The sequence below is a fragment of the Microvirga zambiensis WSM3693 genome (assembly GCF_016735695.1).
Classification (GTDB): domain Bacteria; phylum Pseudomonadota; class Alphaproteobacteria; order Rhizobiales; family Beijerinckiaceae; genus Microvirga; species Microvirga zambiensis.
On record NZ_JAERQD010000016.1, the window covers coordinates 85,857 to 100,927 of the forward strand.

The 15,071-nt window shown below is 61.5% G+C and carries 14 protein-coding genes and 1 pseudogene; 9 read left to right on the plus strand and 6 right to left on the minus strand.

Translation table 11 applies throughout. The features are described 5' to 3' along the window. The first annotated feature begins 36 nt into the window (after positions 1 to 36). Genes JKL46_RS14240 through JKL46_RS14260 form a run of 5 tightly spaced genes read left to right on the plus strand, consistent with a single transcriptional unit; the run spans position 37 to position 4,815 of the window. A complete protein-coding gene (locus tag JKL46_RS14240) occupies positions 37 to 480 on the plus strand; it encodes a cupin domain-containing protein (RefSeq protein ID WP_201833845.1) in 444 nt (147 codons plus the stop codon). Positions 481 to 504: 24 nt separating this feature from the next. Then, a complete protein-coding gene (locus JKL46_RS14245; protein ID WP_201833847.1) occupies positions 505 to 1,275 on the plus strand; it encodes an SDR family oxidoreductase in 771 nt (256 codons plus the stop codon). 29 nt (positions 1,276 to 1,304) lie between these two features. After that, positions 1,305 to 2,588 (plus strand): cytochrome b, encoded by a 1,284-nt coding sequence (locus JKL46_RS14250; protein WP_201833849.1) that lies wholly within the window; start codon positions 1,305 to 1,307, stop codon positions 2,586 to 2,588. A gap of 3 nt (positions 2,589 to 2,591) precedes the next feature. Beyond that, positions 2,592 to 3,611: a bestrophin family protein gene (locus JKL46_RS14255; RefSeq protein WP_201833851.1), complete on the plus strand. Its 1,020-nt coding sequence runs from the start codon at positions 2,592 to 2,594 to the stop codon at positions 3,609 to 3,611. Positions 3,612 to 3,621: 10 nt separating this feature from the next. Further along, positions 3,622 to 4,815, plus strand: a complete 1,194-nt coding sequence (locus JKL46_RS14260; RefSeq protein ID WP_201833946.1) for an adenylate/guanylate cyclase domain-containing protein — start codon at positions 3,622 to 3,624, stop codon at positions 4,813 to 4,815. A 107-nt stretch (positions 4,816 to 4,922) separates the two neighbouring features. Here the strand turns inward: JKL46_RS14260 and JKL46_RS35495 are convergent, their stop codons facing one another. The 6 genes and pseudogenes from JKL46_RS35495 to JKL46_RS14285 form a co-directional block, all read right to left on the minus strand. After that, positions 4,923 to 5,042 (minus strand): N-acetyltransferase, encoded by a 120-nt coding sequence (locus JKL46_RS35495; RefSeq protein WP_246529314.1) that lies wholly within the window; start codon positions 5,040 to 5,042, stop codon positions 4,923 to 4,925. Between the two features lie 215 nt (positions 5,043 to 5,257). Then, a pseudogene (locus tag JKL46_RS35500) lies at positions 5,258 to 5,548 on the minus strand (acyl-CoA thioesterase); the annotation flags it as partial. Between the two features lie 80 nt (positions 5,549 to 5,628). Continuing rightward, positions 5,629 to 6,375 (minus strand): GntR family transcriptional regulator, encoded by a 747-nt coding sequence (locus tag JKL46_RS14270; protein ID WP_201833855.1) that lies wholly within the window; start codon positions 6,373 to 6,375, stop codon positions 5,629 to 5,631. A 199-nt stretch (positions 6,376 to 6,574) separates the two neighbouring features. Next, a complete protein-coding gene (locus JKL46_RS14275; RefSeq protein ID WP_201833857.1) occupies positions 6,575 to 7,543 on the minus strand; it encodes a tripartite tricarboxylate transporter substrate binding protein in 969 nt (322 codons plus the stop codon). Positions 7,544 to 7,592: 49 nt separating this feature from the next. Next, positions 7,593 to 9,119, minus strand: a complete 1,527-nt coding sequence (locus JKL46_RS14280) for a tripartite tricarboxylate transporter permease (protein WP_201833859.1) — start codon at positions 9,117 to 9,119, stop codon at positions 7,593 to 7,595. A 13-nt stretch (positions 9,120 to 9,132) separates the two neighbouring features. Further along, the gene (locus JKL46_RS14285; protein ID WP_201833861.1) at positions 9,133 to 9,612 is read right to left on the minus strand and encodes a tripartite tricarboxylate transporter TctB family protein; all 480 of its coding nucleotides are present in this window, start codon (positions 9,610 to 9,612) and stop codon (positions 9,133 to 9,135) included. A 223-nt stretch (positions 9,613 to 9,835) separates the two neighbouring features. On the opposite strand from JKL46_RS14285, the gene JKL46_RS14290 reads away from it, so the two are divergent. From JKL46_RS14290 to JKL46_RS14305, 4 genes are all read left to right on the plus strand, one after another. Further along, a complete protein-coding gene (locus JKL46_RS14290; RefSeq protein ID WP_201833863.1) occupies positions 9,836 to 10,801 on the plus strand; it encodes an isocitrate lyase/PEP mutase family protein in 966 nt (321 codons plus the stop codon). A 158-nt stretch (positions 10,802 to 10,959) separates the two neighbouring features. Further along, entirely contained in the window at positions 10,960 to 12,027 is a 1,068-nt protein-coding gene (locus JKL46_RS14295; protein WP_201833865.1) for an AbrB family transcriptional regulator, read from the plus strand. Next, positions 12,024 to 13,418, plus strand: a complete 1,395-nt coding sequence (locus JKL46_RS14300) for a malonyl-CoA decarboxylase (protein ID WP_201833867.1) — start codon at positions 12,024 to 12,026, stop codon at positions 13,416 to 13,418. Before JKL46_RS14295 ends, JKL46_RS14300 begins: the two co-directional genes overlap by 4 nt. A 62-nt stretch (positions 13,419 to 13,480) precedes the next feature. Beyond that, positions 13,481 to 15,010, plus strand: a complete 1,530-nt coding sequence (locus JKL46_RS14305) for a malonate--CoA ligase (protein WP_201833869.1) — start codon at positions 13,481 to 13,483, stop codon at positions 15,008 to 15,010. The last annotated feature ends 61 nt before the right edge of the window (positions 15,011 to 15,071 follow it).

The window sequence follows — 15,071 nt, forward strand, 5'->3', positions numbered from 1 at the left end:
AGGGAGACGGACGCAGCTCAGAAAGGAGAATTTCCAATGAAAATGACAATAGGTGCCGCAGCCTTGCTGCTGGCTGTCGCAAATGCCAATGCTCAGGCGCAAAGCACGTCCGATAAAGGTCTCGCGGTTCCTGGCGCCAAGAACGCGAGGGTCACGCAGGTGTACCAGCACGCACTGCCAGGGGTTCCGGGCAAGAGCATCAAGGGTGTTACGGTCGAGTACGGACCCGGTGGGTTCTCCCCATCTCACACGCATGCGAAATCTGCAATCATCTATGCGACCGTCATTGAGGGTACAGTCCGCATGCAGGTCAACGAAGGGCCTGAAGTCACCTACCAGACCGGCCAGAACTGGACGGAAAAGCCTGGCGATCATCACCGTGTCAGCGCCAATGCGAGCCAGACGCAGCCGGCGAAAATCCTCGCCGTCTTCGTCGTGGACGATGTCGATAAAGAACTCACGATCCCGGACAAAAATTGATGAATCTCGAATGAGGAGGGGGTAATGAGAATTGTCGTAGTCGGCGGTACCGGACATATTGGATCCAGGTTGGTTGCAGCACTCAAAGAGTGCGACCAAGACGTTGTGGTTGCCTCACCTTCGACAGGGGTCGACACCATCACCGGCGAGGGGCTGGCTGAAGCCCTCGCTCATGCTCACATCGTCGTCGACGTGTCGAACTCGCCTTCGATTCAGGATGACATCGCACTGGAGTTCTTCGAGACAGCAGGCCGAAATCTCATGGCGGCCGAGCGGGCAGCAGGCATCCAGCACCACGTCGCCTTGTCGGTCGTTGGAACAGATCGCCTACCCGATGGCGGGTACTTCAGGGCGAAGATGGCCCAGGAGAACCTGATCCGCGCTTCGCACATTCCCTATACGATCTTACGATCGACGCCGTTCTTCGAGTACCTCACCGGGATTGTCGAAAGTGCCGCTGATGGCGACGTGCTGCGCCTGTCGCCGGCTCCCATTCAACCCATTGCGGCTGATGACGTCGTGTTGGCGTTGCGCGACGTTGCGATGGGCCGCTCCCAGAACCGTGAGGTAGAAATCGTCGGTCCGGACAGATTCAGCCTCAACGAGCTTGCCGAACAGATCCTGACCGCCAACGAAGACAGCCGAATGGTGATTGCCGATCCGCGCGCTCTGTATTTCGGAGCGGTGCTGAAGGAAGACACCCTGGTCCCGGGCGATCATCCGCGGTTCGCGCCGACGCGGTTTGACGATTGGCTGAGGCGTTATGTGGCTGACGCGTTACCTGTGGCCTTTTGAGAGACGATCAAACAGGATCGGGTGACAATATGTTCAAGCATAGCAACTACGAGCCGAAAAGCCGGTTCGAGCGGTGGCTTGAGACGAGATTGCCCATTATCGGCTTTTCCTATGATACGGCGGTGTCGTATCCGGTTCCAAGGAATCTGAACTATTTCTGGACCTTCGGTGGAATCCTGACATTGATGCTCGCGTCGCAGATCGTGACCGGCATCTTTCTCGCGATGCACTACGTTCCGAATACCGCACTCGCGTTTCTGTCGGTCGAGCGGATCATGCGCGACGTCAATTATGGCTGGCTCATCCGCTATCTCCATGCAAACGGCGCCTCGATGTTCTTCGTTGCGGTGTACATCCATATCTTTCGTGGCCTGTACTATGGATCGTATAAGGCGCCCCGTGAGATCATCTGGGTCCTTGGCATCACCAACCTTCTGATCATGATGGCGACCGCGTTTCTGGGATATGTCCTGCCTTGGGGGCAGATGTCGTTTTGGGGCGCGACCGTCATCACCAACCTCTTCTCGGCGATCCCGCTCGTCGGCACGACGATCGTCGAGTATCTGTGGGGTGGCTATTCGGTCGGCAATCCAACCCTGAACCGGTTCTTCTCGCTCCACTACCTCTTGCCGTTCATGCTGATCGGCACTGTGACACTTCACGTCTGGGCACTTCACCACGTCGGACAGAACAATCCTGCAGGTGTTGAGATCACGGATTTCAAGAAGGACACGGTGCCCTTAACCCCCTATGCCACAGTGAAGGATATTTTTGGCATTGCTTGCTTCATGGTCTTTATCGCCTACTGGGTGTTCTACATGCCGAACTATCTCGGCCATGCGGACAATTACATCCCGGCAAACCCGGCTGTGACGCCCGCGCACATCGTGCCTGAGTGGTACTTCCTGCCGTTCTACGCGATCCTGCGTGCCATCCCGGACAAGCTTGGCGGGGTGATCGCGATGTTTCTGGCGATCCTCCTCGTGGCATTCCTACCCTGGCTCGATACCTCCAAGGTCCGCACGATGCGCTATCGCCCAGTCGCGCGATTTCTGCTCCTGGTGTTCGTTTGCACCTTCATCGGCCTTGGATATCTCGGCAGCAGGCCGGCGGAGGGCGGCTACGTGATCGCGGCCCAGATTCTCACGGTGGTTTACTTCGCATACTTCATTGCGCTGCCGGTGGTCGGCCTGTTCGAAAGGCCGCTGCCGCTGCCCCTATCGATTAACGAGTCCGTGCTGGCCGGCCACAGAGCGGCTGATCCAGTGTCCGACAGGTCCATCATACGCATCCGACAACTTAAAGGCGGTTAGGCTATGCACGTCGGTCGACAGTACAAAGTCAACGACTTCCTCGCCTGGACGAGGTGGGAGATCGGCTGGATCATCGCTTGGTCCCTTCTAGTGACTCTATTCTTGGCGGTGACAGGCTGGAGCTTTCTGACGGTGCCGGGGCCGATCCTGACAATCGTCGGGTCGGCGCTCGCGATCAGTCTCGCCTTCAAGAGCCAGCAATGCTACGCTCGCTTCAACGACGGTCTTATCCTGTCCGGACAGGTCAGTACCGCCAGTTTGGTCCTCGCCAATCGGTTGATGGTGACGATCGGCAATCGAGATGGTGGGCCGGAGCCGGGACTGCGGGAGATCTTCTATCGCCATTTTGCCTGGCTGACCGCGCTGCGCTTTTATCTGCGCGAAAAGAGAGCCTGGGAGAATACGTTCGACCGAGGGAATGTCAGCTATCTTGCCAGGCTTCCAAGTCCTGAGAGCAAATCCGTTCTCGATGATGAGCTGAACTCCTATCTCTCGGATGCCGAGCTGAAGAAGTTCAAGGCGTATCGCGGCGACAAGGAAGCCCTTCTCATTCAATGGCAGTATGACGCCATCAAGGACCTCCATAGCAGAAGCCTGATCAGCGAACTGATTTTCACCGTGCTGGCCAGCGCGCTGGATGAGCTTCTTCGACTGCAAGGTGGCTTGAAGCGTGTCAAGAACTATCCGTATTCGCGCAACTATTATTCGATCGCCGTTATCGTGGTGAAGATTTTCGTCGCGATCATACCGTTCGGCCTCTTTCCCTACTCCCGGGAACTGGGCGAGCCGGCTGGGATCGCGGCCTGGACCGCATGGTTGAACGTTCCGCTCAGCGCGATTGTCGGCTGGATCTTTGTCGCAATGGAGAAGGTCGGCGAGAATTCCTCGAACCCCTTCGAAGGGAATGCCAACGATGTCCCGATTTCATCGATCGCGCGGCGGATAGAGATTGAGATGAGGACTATGCTCGGCGAGCAGACCGACCTAAGACCAATCGAGGCAAAGGGCAGTATCCTGTTTTAGGGTTTTGCGCATGATGCCACTTCGTCATACCACCGCCTTTGACGACTGGACTCGCAAGGGGGAGGGGATCGCAGCGTGGTTGATCGGGCCGGCACGCCTGTCGGGCGATGCCTTGACAGTGACCTCTGGATTCGCGGAACAGTTGGTCGGAGCGGGCGTGCCGTTGCACAGGCTGCGCATCGCCATGCGCGTCGACAACCCGTTGCTGACCGCCTGGGGCATCATCTGGGAGCCGGAGACGGCGGCCGAACTTTTCACCATCAGCCAGGCCCTGCGCGATTCCCCCACCTACTTCGGCAGCCCGTCTCAGCATGTCATGGAGACTGGAACCTCTGTCCGATGGCGGCTCGACCGGCTTGAGCGTGATGATCACACGGTCCTGTATGAGTTGGCGAGCGCGGGTTTCACAGACTATCTCGCAGTCCCGGTCGCGTTCGGCAACGGGATCATCCAACCAGCAATGTTCGCGACGCGACATGACAGCGGTTTTGATGAGAGCCACATCGCATTGGTCAAGAGCCTATCCATTCCGCTTTCTGCTGCGTTGGAAGCGATCGCCATGCGCCGCTCAACGGCAAGCCTGCTCGCCACATTCCTGGGCGATGGCCCAGCCGCGAGCGTGCAGGCGGGCGCGATCCACCGCGGTGACATTATCGCGACGGAAGCAGCTATCCTGCTGACTGACATGCGCGGGTTCACGCCCCTCTCTCTCACTTTAGCGCCGTCACAGCTCCTGGCGATCTTGGGCCGCTATTTCGAGGCCGTCGCGGATGCGGTCCGGGCGGAAGGAGGCGACGTTCTCAAATTTCTGGGAGACGGAGTCCTGTCGATCTTTCGGGTGGAGGAGGGCGACCGCACGGCGGCGTGTGCGGCGGCTGTGCGCGCGGTTTCGCGGGCTAATGCAGTGGCTCGGGCCGAGGGTCTGCCCTCCTTCATGACGGCTCTGCATATGGGATCCGTGATGTACGGCAACATCGGCAGCCTTGACCGCCTGGACTTCACGGTGGTCGGGCCTGCGGTAAACATGATCAGCCGCCTGGAGGCAGTCGCCAAGGCGAGCGGAGAGCCGGTGGTTTGCTCCGAAGCCTTCGCCTCGGCTCTACCAGCAAAGTCCGCGCGAAGCATCGGCCAATTCGAGCTCAAGGGAATGGATGGGCCGTATGAGGTATTCGCCCCGGAATTTGAACAGGTCAACCAGGCGTGAAACCAGTCACTGCCGCCAGGATATATGTCTGTCTTCGACTGATATCATTTGACGGTGCTCTCGATCGCCGATTTGCATCGGAGGAGCGAAAGTGAGCTTGCTTTAGCTTATCCCACGACAAGATCGCCGACCTCAGGGTGTCGGCTCACCCAGGCGGCCATGAACGAGCACCGAATGATCGCCTGACGCTCGGTCTCGAACAACAGAACGGCGACCCTTCGGATCATTTCTCTCTCCTTTTCGTTGCTATTCGGTCTGGTGGGAAAATATAGCACGGAGGTGGCATGCGCAGACAGTTTGTAAGGAGCACTTCTGGTAGCCCCCGGACGAAAGAATGTGGCCCGCTCCGGCGCTTAGGAGCCGACTTTCCCTGAACGGTGGGAATGTAAAAGTATGACCCGTGCCGGACTATCGGCGACCAGCATGCATGTGACCTTCGACTAGGCGGCAATGGACGGGAGCCGCTATCGATGGCGACGAACGTGAAGATCGCCTCGGTTAACTTGATCTGCTCGCCACCCTCACGCGATCGGCGCCAGGCCTTGAGCTGGAACTTCATGGATGTGCGGACTGTTGAAATCAGGTCGGCGTACACCGAGACCTCGTCGCCGACCACGACGGTCACGCAGCGCTCGCGCGCCCGCCGGGCGGCGGCGTTGCCGGCCGCTAGGTCCATCTGCGACATCAGCCAGCCACGGAAAATGTCACCGGCGGGATTGGTGCTCGAGGGCATCGCGATTGTCCGAATGACAGGCTCTTTGTTCGTGCCGTTCTCTTCCGACAAGATCCTCCGAGGACACGCGTGTTTCTGACCTAGGCCCGTGATCGGCGCCGTGGACCGCCACGGGTCTGCTGGTCAACGGATGCAAAGGCCATGGCCTCCGCCCTGCGTTCGCCGGCGCTGCGGATGTGCCGCCGCATCATGATTTCCGCCAGCTCCGGATCCCGGTCCTGAATCGCGTCAAGGATACGCTTGTGCTCGACAAGCGCGCGGGTTCTCAGAGCAATGCTGTCGCTGCGGCTGCGGTAGAGCCTCAGGAGCGGGTAGAATTGATTGCAGAGATACTCGATGAGGAGCGGATTTCCACTCGCCCGTGCGATCCGGAAATGAAAATCCCGGTCAGCGGCACCTAACGCATTGTGAACGCCTGGCTGAAGCCCAGCGATTTCCGCTTCGTGGCGGCGCACACCCTCGGCAAGCGCCTCGATGTCCTCCGCACTCATGCTCCGCGCCGCTTCGCGGGCGGCAAGGCCCTCGAGGACCTCGCGCACGCCATAGATCGATTGCAGCATCTCGGCTGTCGCCTCGACCACCCGCGGGCCCTGGTTCGGAACGCGGGTGATCAGATGGCGCTCTTGCAGCCGGTGCAAGGCCTCGCGCAGGGGCCCGCGGCTGACGCCATAGCGCTGGGCAAGCGCCGGCTCGCTGATCTTCGATCCGAGCGGCAGCTCGCCCTGGAGAATGGCGTCAGTCAGGCGATGGAAAAGCTGCTCGGCCAGCGTCTGGCTCGCTTCCGCGGCATCACTGACAGGGGTCAGACGAGTTTCAGAACCATCCATAACTTTCGAACCTTGCCGTTCCATCGCGTTGGGCATCTTCGGCTCGAAGACGGGAACGAACAAGCCCAATCCCGAACATCGACCTAAAGTCCGGGGCGGTGGAAGCCCGGTTGCCGAAAGGCATGGCTCCCGTCCGCCCCGAATGGTCAGCACTTAGACCGATGGCGGCGGGCGGTCCAGGTCCGCCTGCCGCGAAGCATCACTGCGTGGCGAGACCGAGCTCGGTCAGGATTTCCCTGGCCTGGCGTGTCTCGTCGGCGATGAAGGCCTGGTAGGGCTGTTCGGGCAGGTACAGGTCGAGCCAGCCGCGATCGTTGAGGATCTTCTTCCAGTGGGCTGACTTGACGAGCTTGGCGAACAGGTCGGCCAGGGCGTTCGCCGACTTGTCATCGAGGCTCTTGTGGACGGAAACACCGCGCCAGTTGGCGAACACGACGTCGTAACCGAGTTCACGTAGGGTCGGTGCGTCTACGTCGGGCAGCCGCTCGGGCGAGGCGACCGCAAGCAGTCGCAGCTTCTTCGCCTCGATCTGCGTCTTGAAGTCCTGCAATCCACCGCCGACCACGGTCGCCTGTCCGTTCAGTGCCGACACGACGACCTCGCCTGTGTTCGGGTGTGGGATGAAGTTGACCTGCTTCGGCGTCATGCCGGCGATCTTCGCAAGCCGGGCAAAGAAGATGTTCTCGGTCGATCCCGGTGAGCCGCCGCCCCAGGCGACCGAGCCGGGATTGGCCTTGAAGCGCGCCATCAGATCCTTGAAGTCCTTGACATCGGAATCATGGCGGACGGCGATCACCTCGTACTCGCCCGCGAGCCGGGCGAGAGGACGGACATCGGCCAGGGTGACCGGGGTCTTGTTCGTGAGCGGGAAGAAGACCGTACCTGCACCCTGCACGACGACGGCATTCCTGTTGCCTTCCTTCGTGGTCACGAATTGCGAGATCGCGATCATGCCGCCGCCGCCCGGCACGTTGTTGACCTTGACGGCATTGATCCCCTCGGCCCGCAGCGCTTCCTCGATCCCGCGCGCCGCCTGGTCGAGCCCGCTGCCGGGGCCGCCAGGCACGGTGATGTCGAGGGAGCGGATCGTCTGTGCTTGGGCCGGTGCAACGGCGAGAAGGAATGCGGCCGCAAGTGCCGTGAGCGCCGTCCGTCGAGTGAAAGTCATCTTATCCTCCCAGTGATGGTGATTGTTGAAAGATCGCGCGGTGTGGGCGTTATCGGGTCATACCCACCGCGGATTGGGGCTTTGGCTTTCTCAGGCTGGAAATGATCGGGGTCGCGACGAAGGCGAGCGCCACCAGAAGGAAGAAAGCCGAGACCGGGTGCGTGACGAAGACCGTCCAGTCGCCCTGGCTGATGGCCAGCGAGCGCCGCAACTGCTGCTCGATGAGCGGCCCGAGGATCAGTCCCAACACGCACGGGACGATCGGCACCCCGATAACCCGCATAATGAAGCCGACCATGCCGATGATCCACAGGATCACGAGATCGACCGCGTTGCCGTTGAGGCTGTAGACGCCTAGCGACGACAGCACGAGAATGCCGCCATAAAGCCAGGGCTTCGGCAGCGAGAGCAGCCGCACCCAGACGCCGACCATGGGCAGGTTGAGGACGAGCAGGAAGACGTTGCCGATGTAGAGGCTCGCGATCAGCCCCCAGATCAGGCTCGAGTTCGATTCGAACAGCAGCGGACCGGGGCGCAGGCCATATTGCTGGAAGGCCGCAAGCATCACTGCGGCGGTGCTCGATGTGGGCAGGCCCAGTGCCAGCAGCGGCGACAGGGCGCCGGCCGCCGATGCATTGTTGGCGGCCTCGGGACCGGCCACACCCTCGATCGCGCCGAGGCCGAACTCCTCCGGCTTCTTGCTGAGCTTTTTCTCGAGCGTATAGGACAGGACGGTCGGAATCTCGCTGCCGCCCGCCGGGATGGCGCCGATGGGGAAGCCTATCAGCGCGCCGCGCAGCCACGGCTTCCACGACCGGCTCCAATCCTCGCGGCTCATCCAGAATGAGCCCCGCAGCTTGTGCATGCTGTCGGCCTTTCCGCCGTCGGTCGCCGCCATGTAGAGAGTCTCGCCGATGGCGAAGAGCCCGACAGCCACGACGACCGTATCGATGCCGTCGAGCAGCTCCGGAACGCCGAAGGCGAAGCGGGCTTGTCCGGTCTGGGGATCGAGGCCTACCGTGCCGAGAAGCAGCCCGAAGAACAGCGAGGCGATCCCGAAGGCTATCGATCCACCCCCCGTCGGGTTGCTCAGCATGGTTGTGACGGTTGCAAGCGACAGAACCATCAGGGCGAAGTAGTCGGGTGCCGTCAGCTTGAGCGCGATCTCGACGAGAAGCGGGGCGGCGAAGGTCAGCCCGATCGTGCCGATCGTGCCGGCGACGAACGAGCCGATCGCGGCCGTCGCCAGCGCCTGGGCGCCGCGGCCCCTGCGCGCCATGGCGTTCCCGTCGACGGCCGTCATCATCGACCCGGCCTCGCCGGGCGTGTTCAAGAGGATGGAGGTTGTCGAGCCGCCATATTGTGCACCGTAGTAGATGCCGGCGAACATGATGAAAGCGGAGACCGGCGGCAGGCCCACGGTCAGGGGCATCAGGATCGCGACCGTGGTCGCCGGACCGATCCCGGGCAGCACGCCGATCGCGGTCCCGAGGGTCACGCCGATGATGGACCAGATGAGATTACCCGGCGTGAGCGCGACGGCAAAACCTTGGGCAAGTAACGTGAGTGTTTCCATCACCTGGCTTCCATCATTGGTCGCTCTGGAATAGCGGTTCCAGCGGCCCGAGCGGCAGATCGATCCCAAGGCCGAGAGTGAAGACCAGCAGGATCACGGTGGCCAGGACGAGGCCGGTGAGCGCGTTCGATAGGATGCGGCGGTCGCCGAACGCGTAGGTTCCGGCCACGAACACGGTCGCTACGACGGGGATCCAGCCGAGGCGCGAGATCAGGGCGGCCTCCAGCAACAGCGCTGCCGAAATGAGGCCCACGGGCCAAAGGTTGAGCTTCGGCTGATCGGGCAGGTCTTCCAGCGATGCACGTCTCGCGCTGATCACGCTTGCGATGCCAGACAGCACGAGGCCGACGCCGATCAGGTTGGAGAACATGGCCGGTCCGACCACGTCGTAAGTGAATCCGGTCTTGATCTGTTGCGAAGCCACGACGGCCGCCACGCCGAGCGCGGCGACGGCGGAGCCGAATAAAGTCCCGGGCAGTCGATGTGCCGACATTGGTTCTCCTTCCCATCCCTGCTGATACGGGCCGGTCGTTGAAAGTAATGCCGGCGGTTGCTCGGAAACTATCGAGACGAATGAGATTGTCAACACATTTGAAGCTTAGCAACCCATAAACTGTCTAAATTGAGAAAATTACACTAATGTGTTGACACATAGTTTGGTCTTGGGTTTTTTGGTGCCAAGCCAAATCGGTCATCAAACGTGAGGGAGTTCGTCCATGCATCTCAGGCCCAAGGTCGTCGAAGGCCGTATGAGCGCGGAACTGCGGCGGCAGCTTCGAGAGGAGGCCCATCCGATCTGCGCGATCTCCGGCGCAACGCCGCATCATGCCCAGTTGGCGGAAGCCGCCGGGTTCAGCCTGTTCTTCCACTCGGGCTCGCAGGCAGCCGCGACGATACTCGGCCTGCCGGATGCCGGGCTGATGACGCTGACGGAAGCAACGGACAACATCCGGCGCATCTGCCAGTCCGTCTCGATTCCGGTGGTCGCGGACTGTGAGACAGGCTTCGGGAACGTCATCAACACGACACGGGCCGTACACGAGTTCATCACCGCCGGCGTCGCAGGCTTCTTCCTCGAGGATCAGGTCTTCCCGAAACGCTGCGGCTTCACGGCAGGGGTCGAGGTGGTTCCGATCCCCGAGGCCGTCGGCAAGTACCGTGCGGCTGTGGCCGAGCGCGACAAACTCGATCCCGACGTGGTCGTCATCGCCCGCACCGACTCCAGGGCCGCCGTTGGTGGAAGTGTCGACGAGGTGCTTCGGCGCTGCGAGGCCTACCTGACAGCTGGCGTCGACATGCTGATGGTCGTGGCGCTCCAGACGCGCGAGGAGATGCGCAGGGTCATGGAAGCGTTTCCGGGCACGCCCATCTACATCAATGCGGGCGCGGTCCGACCCCTGGTGACGCATGCCGAGTACACGGAGATCGGGGTCGCGACCTACAACATCTCGGTGGCCAAGGTCGCGCAGATCATGATGGAGCGCTTCCTGGACGAGTGTCGGCAGCGGGGTGCGGATGCGTTCAACGACTTCATGGCATCGGAAACGGCGACGGGCCGCTCGACCCTGGGCTACCTGAGCCTGACCGGTTTCCCGGCCGTAGTGGAGATCGAGCGCGCCTTCCTGCCCGCCGAAGCGATGGCGAAGTACGACACGTCGCTCGCGGATTACGATCCGCGATGATGCCGGCTTTGCGGGAACCGCGCGGCTTTGACGTCGAGGGCTTGATCGGAATGGCCGCGTAGCCGATTGGTTCGAACTCGGCTCTCTCGCTGCGGGGGGAGCGGCGTATGGATATTCACCATTCGAAGCTGTCCAAGTCGGGGAGCAGTCGTCCAAGGATGTTGAGCGAACTTGCCAGCAGCACCACCGCCCGGGCCCTTTTCGGCCTTGCCTCAGGATGCGCGGGTGGAGTCGTTTTCAAGGAACTGGGCCTCCCGCTGCCATGGACACTTGGATCGCTGACGGCCGCAGCCGTGATCGCCATCGCCGGACTTGACTGGAAGTTGCCGGGTGCCGCCCGCAACGCCGCCCGCCCGATCATCGGCGTCATGGCCGGCAGCGCCTTCACCGCCGAGGTTGCGCGCTCGATGGTGCATTGGTGGGAAGCCGTTCTCCCTCTGGTCTCGTTCCTCGTGCTCATCATCCTGGCTGGCCGGGCGTACTTCACCCGCTTCTGCGGCTTCGACAAGACAACAGCCTTCTTTGCTTCGACACCCGGAGGATTGAGTGAGCTGACGCTGCTTGGAGCGCAATATGGCGGGAATATCCGCCAACTCGTTCTCATCCATTCCACTAGGATCATCACGGTCGTCTTCCTGGTGCCGTTCGTCGTCCGCCTCCTCTTTGATCTGGAGGGTGGAGGGAGGATGAGGCCCGTTCACGTATCGGATGTGCTTTCCGCCTCTGACTGGCTGATCCTGCTGGGATGCGCCGGCCTTGGCTACGTCATCGGACTTCCTCTCAAGATGGTCGGCGGTGTCATGGTCATGCCATTGATTCTGAGTGCGATCGTCCATGGCACTGGCCTGACGCAACTTCCTCCACCACCTTGGCTCGTCGCACTCGTGCAGGTGGTCATCGGCTGCGTCGCAGGTTCCCGCTTCGCCGGCATTCAATGGCACGAGGTCCGCACCTCTGTCGTTCAGGGGCTTGTCTGGACGGCGATCATGCTGCTGGCGGCTCTCGCTGCGGCCGTCCTGTGCGCGACGTTCGTCGACGCGTCCGTGCCGGCCCTTCTTCTCGCCTTTGCGCCCGGTGGTATCGCCGAAATGACAATCGTGGCTTTTGCCATGGGCATCGAGGTCGCTTTCGTCGTCTGCTGCCACGTCTTCCGGTCGATCTTCCTCGTTGCCGTGGCACCGGCGCTATATCGCGGATTGCACAAGGTAAACGGAGATCAAGCATGAGGTTCTACAACTCAAGATCCGGATCAGCCGATGCACCCACGTTCCTTGGAGATCTCATCGACACGCTGACGGAAAGGGGACGGGCCTTGCTCGGTCGCAAGGGTGATCGTGATGCCATCCCTCAACTCGATCTGATTGCTTTGAGCGAATTGCTGCTGTCCCGCAGAGGCGAGGCGTCAGGCGTCGCCTTGGCACAAGCCCTCCTGGCGAGCTATGACTCCGCTTCGAGTGCAGACAGGATCTCGTTCCTCCAGGCACTCGCCGATCGCTTTGGGCCCGATCGCCGGCAGGTGGAGCGCGCCATCGAAGCGGTTCGCAAGGATGAGGGGACAGATGCCCTGGAGGCGCTGCATGCGGCAGCCGAGCCTCAACGGCAGGAGTTGTTCCGGAGGCTCAATCTCGCCCCGGGCGGCACCGGGGCTCTCATCCGAATGCGCGAAGAACTCGGCGGGCATATCAAGGGCAATCCTGGACTGAGGTGCGTTGACGCGGACTTTGCCCATCTGTTCTCGTCCTGGTTCAATCGGGGTTTTTTGGTGTTGCGGCCGATCGACTGGACCACGCCTGCCAACATCCTGGAGAAGATAATTCGCTACGAGGCGGTGCATGCCATCCAGAACTGGGATGACCTGCGCAATCGCCTCCAGCCGGAGGATCGCCGCTGTTACGGATTCTTCCATCCCCAGCTCGTCGACGAGCCGCTGATCTTCGTCGAGGTGGCGCTGACCAAGGAGATCCCCGGCGCGATCGGGCCGCTTCTCGACCTCGGCCGCACTCCGATTGGCGCCTCTGAGGCGACGACCGCCGTCTTCTACTCGATCTCGAACACGCAAAAGGGCCTTGGCGGGGTGTCCTTCGGCAATTTCCTGATCAAGCAGGTCGTGGAGAACCTCAAGCGTGAGCTGCCGAATCTGAAGACATTCGTGACGCTCTCTCCCGTTCCGGGCTTCGCGGCATGGCTCGCCCGCGAGCGCAAGACGGAGGAGTCAGCCTGTCTCGATGGTGCATCGAAGGAGATCCTCGACATTCTCGATCAGCCAGCCTGGAGCGACGACCTGGACATGGTCGAGAAGGTTCGTGATGTGCTCCTGTCGGCCACAGCCTACTACTTTTTGAAGGCCAAGGATTCCAAGGGTCGTCCGGTCGATCCGGTGGCCCGCTTCCATCTCGGCAATGGAGCTCGCCTTGAGCGCCTGAACTTCCTCGGCGATGTGTCCGCGAAGGGCCTGAAGCAATCCCATGGTCTGATGGTCAACTACCTCTACGCTCTCGATGAGATCGAGAAGAACCACGAGGCCTTCGCTGAAAAGGGCACGATCGCTGCATCGCCTATGATCCGCAAAGCCTTGCGGGCCGATCTGCCCTCTCGCGATCTGGTGCCCGCGCCCTGACCGCCAAAGGCGACAATACTTTGACCGGGTCGATCATCGACCCTCGCTTCGGAGCCCATGCCATGAATGCGAACCTGTTCGACCGGCTCGAACGCTCGATCGCTGCCCTCACCAAGACAGCCATTGCCACACTGGGCGGGGAGACGGTCAGCTATGCCGACCTGATCGCCCTGTCCGGCCGATTGGCCAACGTGCTCGCCACCTGTGGGGTCAAGCCCGGCGATCGCGTCGCTGTCCAGGTCGAGAAGTCGGTGCCGGCCTTGGTCTTATACCTTGCGACCGTCCGAGCCGGCGCGGTCTATCTGCCGCTCAACCCCGCTTACACATTGGCGGAGCTGGAATACTTCATCGGCGATGCTGAGCCCTCGCTGGTGGTCTGCGATCCGGGCAACCGCGAGGGGATCGAACGACTCGCCGCGAAGGTCGGATCGTCCGTCGAAACACTCGATGCGCGAGGGCAAGGCTCTCTCACGGAGGCTGCAAACAATGCCTCTGACCTATTCGAGACGGCGCAGAGGGCAGGCGAAGACCTGGCGGCGATCCTCTATACGTCGGGCACGACCGGCCGTTCCAAGGGCGCCATGCTGACCCACGACAATCTCGTCTCCAATGCCCTCACCCTGAAGGAGGCCTGGCGCTTCACGGCGGACGATGTGCTGATCCATGCCCTGCCGATCTATCACACTCACGGGCTGTTCGTGGCGAGCAACGTCACGCTGTTCTCCGGCGCGTCGATGATCTTCCTGGCGAAGTTCGATGCGGACCAGATCCTCGGTCTGATGCCCCGCGCCACGGCTCTGATGGGAGTGCCGACCTTCTACGTTCGCCTGTTGCAGCATCCAGGTCTCGCGAAGGGGACGACGTCGGGAATGCGCCTGTTCGTGTCAGGCTCGGCGCCTCTGCTGGCGGAGACCCACCGCGAATGGAGCGCCCGGACCGGTCATGCCATCCTTGAACGCTACGGCATGACCGAGACGAACATGAACACCTCCAATCCTTATGATGGAGACAGGGTTCCGGGCGCCGTCGGCCTGCCTCTGCCCTGCGTATCAGTGCGTATCACCAATCCGGACACCGGCGAGGAGTTGCCAACAAACGAGATCGGCATGATCGAGGTGAAGGGCCCGAACGTCTTCAAAGGCTACTGGCGCATGCCGGAGAAGACGGCGTCCGAGTTCCGCCCGGATGGCTTCTTCATCACGGGAGATCTCGGCAAGATCGACGAGCGCGGCTATGTCCACATCCTCGGGCGTGGCAAGGACTTGGTGATCACCGGCGGCTTCAACGTCTATCCGAAGGAGATCGAGGACGAGATCGATGCCATTCCGGGCGTGTTCGAGAGCGCGGTGATTGGCGTCCCGCACGAGGACTTCGGCGAGGGGGTGACAGCGGTCGTCGTCTGCTCCAGGGAGGCAGCAGTCGACGAGAAGATGATCTTGGCGGCACTCGATGGCCGCTTGGCGAAGTTCAAGCTGCCGAAGCGGGTCGTCTTCGTCGATGAACTGCCGCGCAATACCATGGGCAAGGTACAGAAGAACGTCCTGCGGCAAGAGTTCGGCGGCCTTTATGTTTCCTCCGCCCGTGTATCCTAGACCGAGCAGCAGGCACTTGAGGGGAGGTCAGAGAGAGATCGCAGGCATCGGCCTGCGATCT

Bases quoted from the DNA above. Each gene is read 5' to 3' on its own strand.
- JKL46_RS14290 (WP_201833863.1), top strand. From the start codon at position 9,836: ATGCATCTCAGGCCCAAGGTCGTCGAAGGCCGTATGAGCGCGGAACTG.
- JKL46_RS14280 (WP_201833859.1), bottom strand. From the start codon at position 9,119: ATGGAAACACTCACGTTACTTGCCCAAGGTTTTGCCGTCGCGCTCACG.
- JKL46_RS14300 (WP_201833867.1), top strand. From the start codon at position 12,024: ATGAGGTTCTACAACTCAAGATCCGGATCAGCCGATGCACCCACGTTC.
- JKL46_RS14270 (WP_201833855.1), bottom strand. From the start codon at position 6,375: ATGGATGGTTCTGAAACTCGTCTGACCCCTGTCAGTGATGCCGCGGAA.
- JKL46_RS14305 (WP_201833869.1), top strand. From the start codon at position 13,481: ATGAATGCGAACCTGTTCGACCGGCTCGAACGCTCGATCGCTGCCCTC.
- JKL46_RS35495 (WP_246529314.1), bottom strand. From the start codon at position 5,042: ATGATCCGAAGGGTCGCCGTTCTGTTGTTCGAGACCGAGCGTCAGGCG.
- JKL46_RS14250 (WP_201833849.1), top strand. From the start codon at position 1,305: ATGTTCAAGCATAGCAACTACGAGCCGAAAAGCCGGTTCGAGCGGTGG.
- JKL46_RS14240 (WP_201833845.1), top strand. From the start codon at position 37: ATGAAAATGACAATAGGTGCCGCAGCCTTGCTGCTGGCTGTCGCAAAT.
- JKL46_RS14295 (WP_201833865.1), top strand. From the start codon at position 10,960: ATGTTGAGCGAACTTGCCAGCAGCACCACCGCCCGGGCCCTTTTCGGC.
- JKL46_RS14285 (WP_201833861.1), bottom strand. From the start codon at position 9,612: ATGTCGGCACATCGACTGCCCGGGACTTTATTCGGCTCCGCCGTCGCC.
- JKL46_RS14260 (WP_201833946.1), top strand. From the start codon at position 3,622: ATGATGCCACTTCGTCATACCACCGCCTTTGACGACTGGACTCGCAAG.
- JKL46_RS14275 (WP_201833857.1), bottom strand. From the start codon at position 7,543: ATGACTTTCACTCGACGGACGGCGCTCACGGCACTTGCGGCCGCATTC.
- JKL46_RS14255 (WP_201833851.1), top strand. From the start codon at position 2,592: ATGCACGTCGGTCGACAGTACAAAGTCAACGACTTCCTCGCCTGGACG.
- JKL46_RS14245 (WP_201833847.1), top strand. From the start codon at position 505: ATGAGAATTGTCGTAGTCGGCGGTACCGGACATATTGGATCCAGGTTG.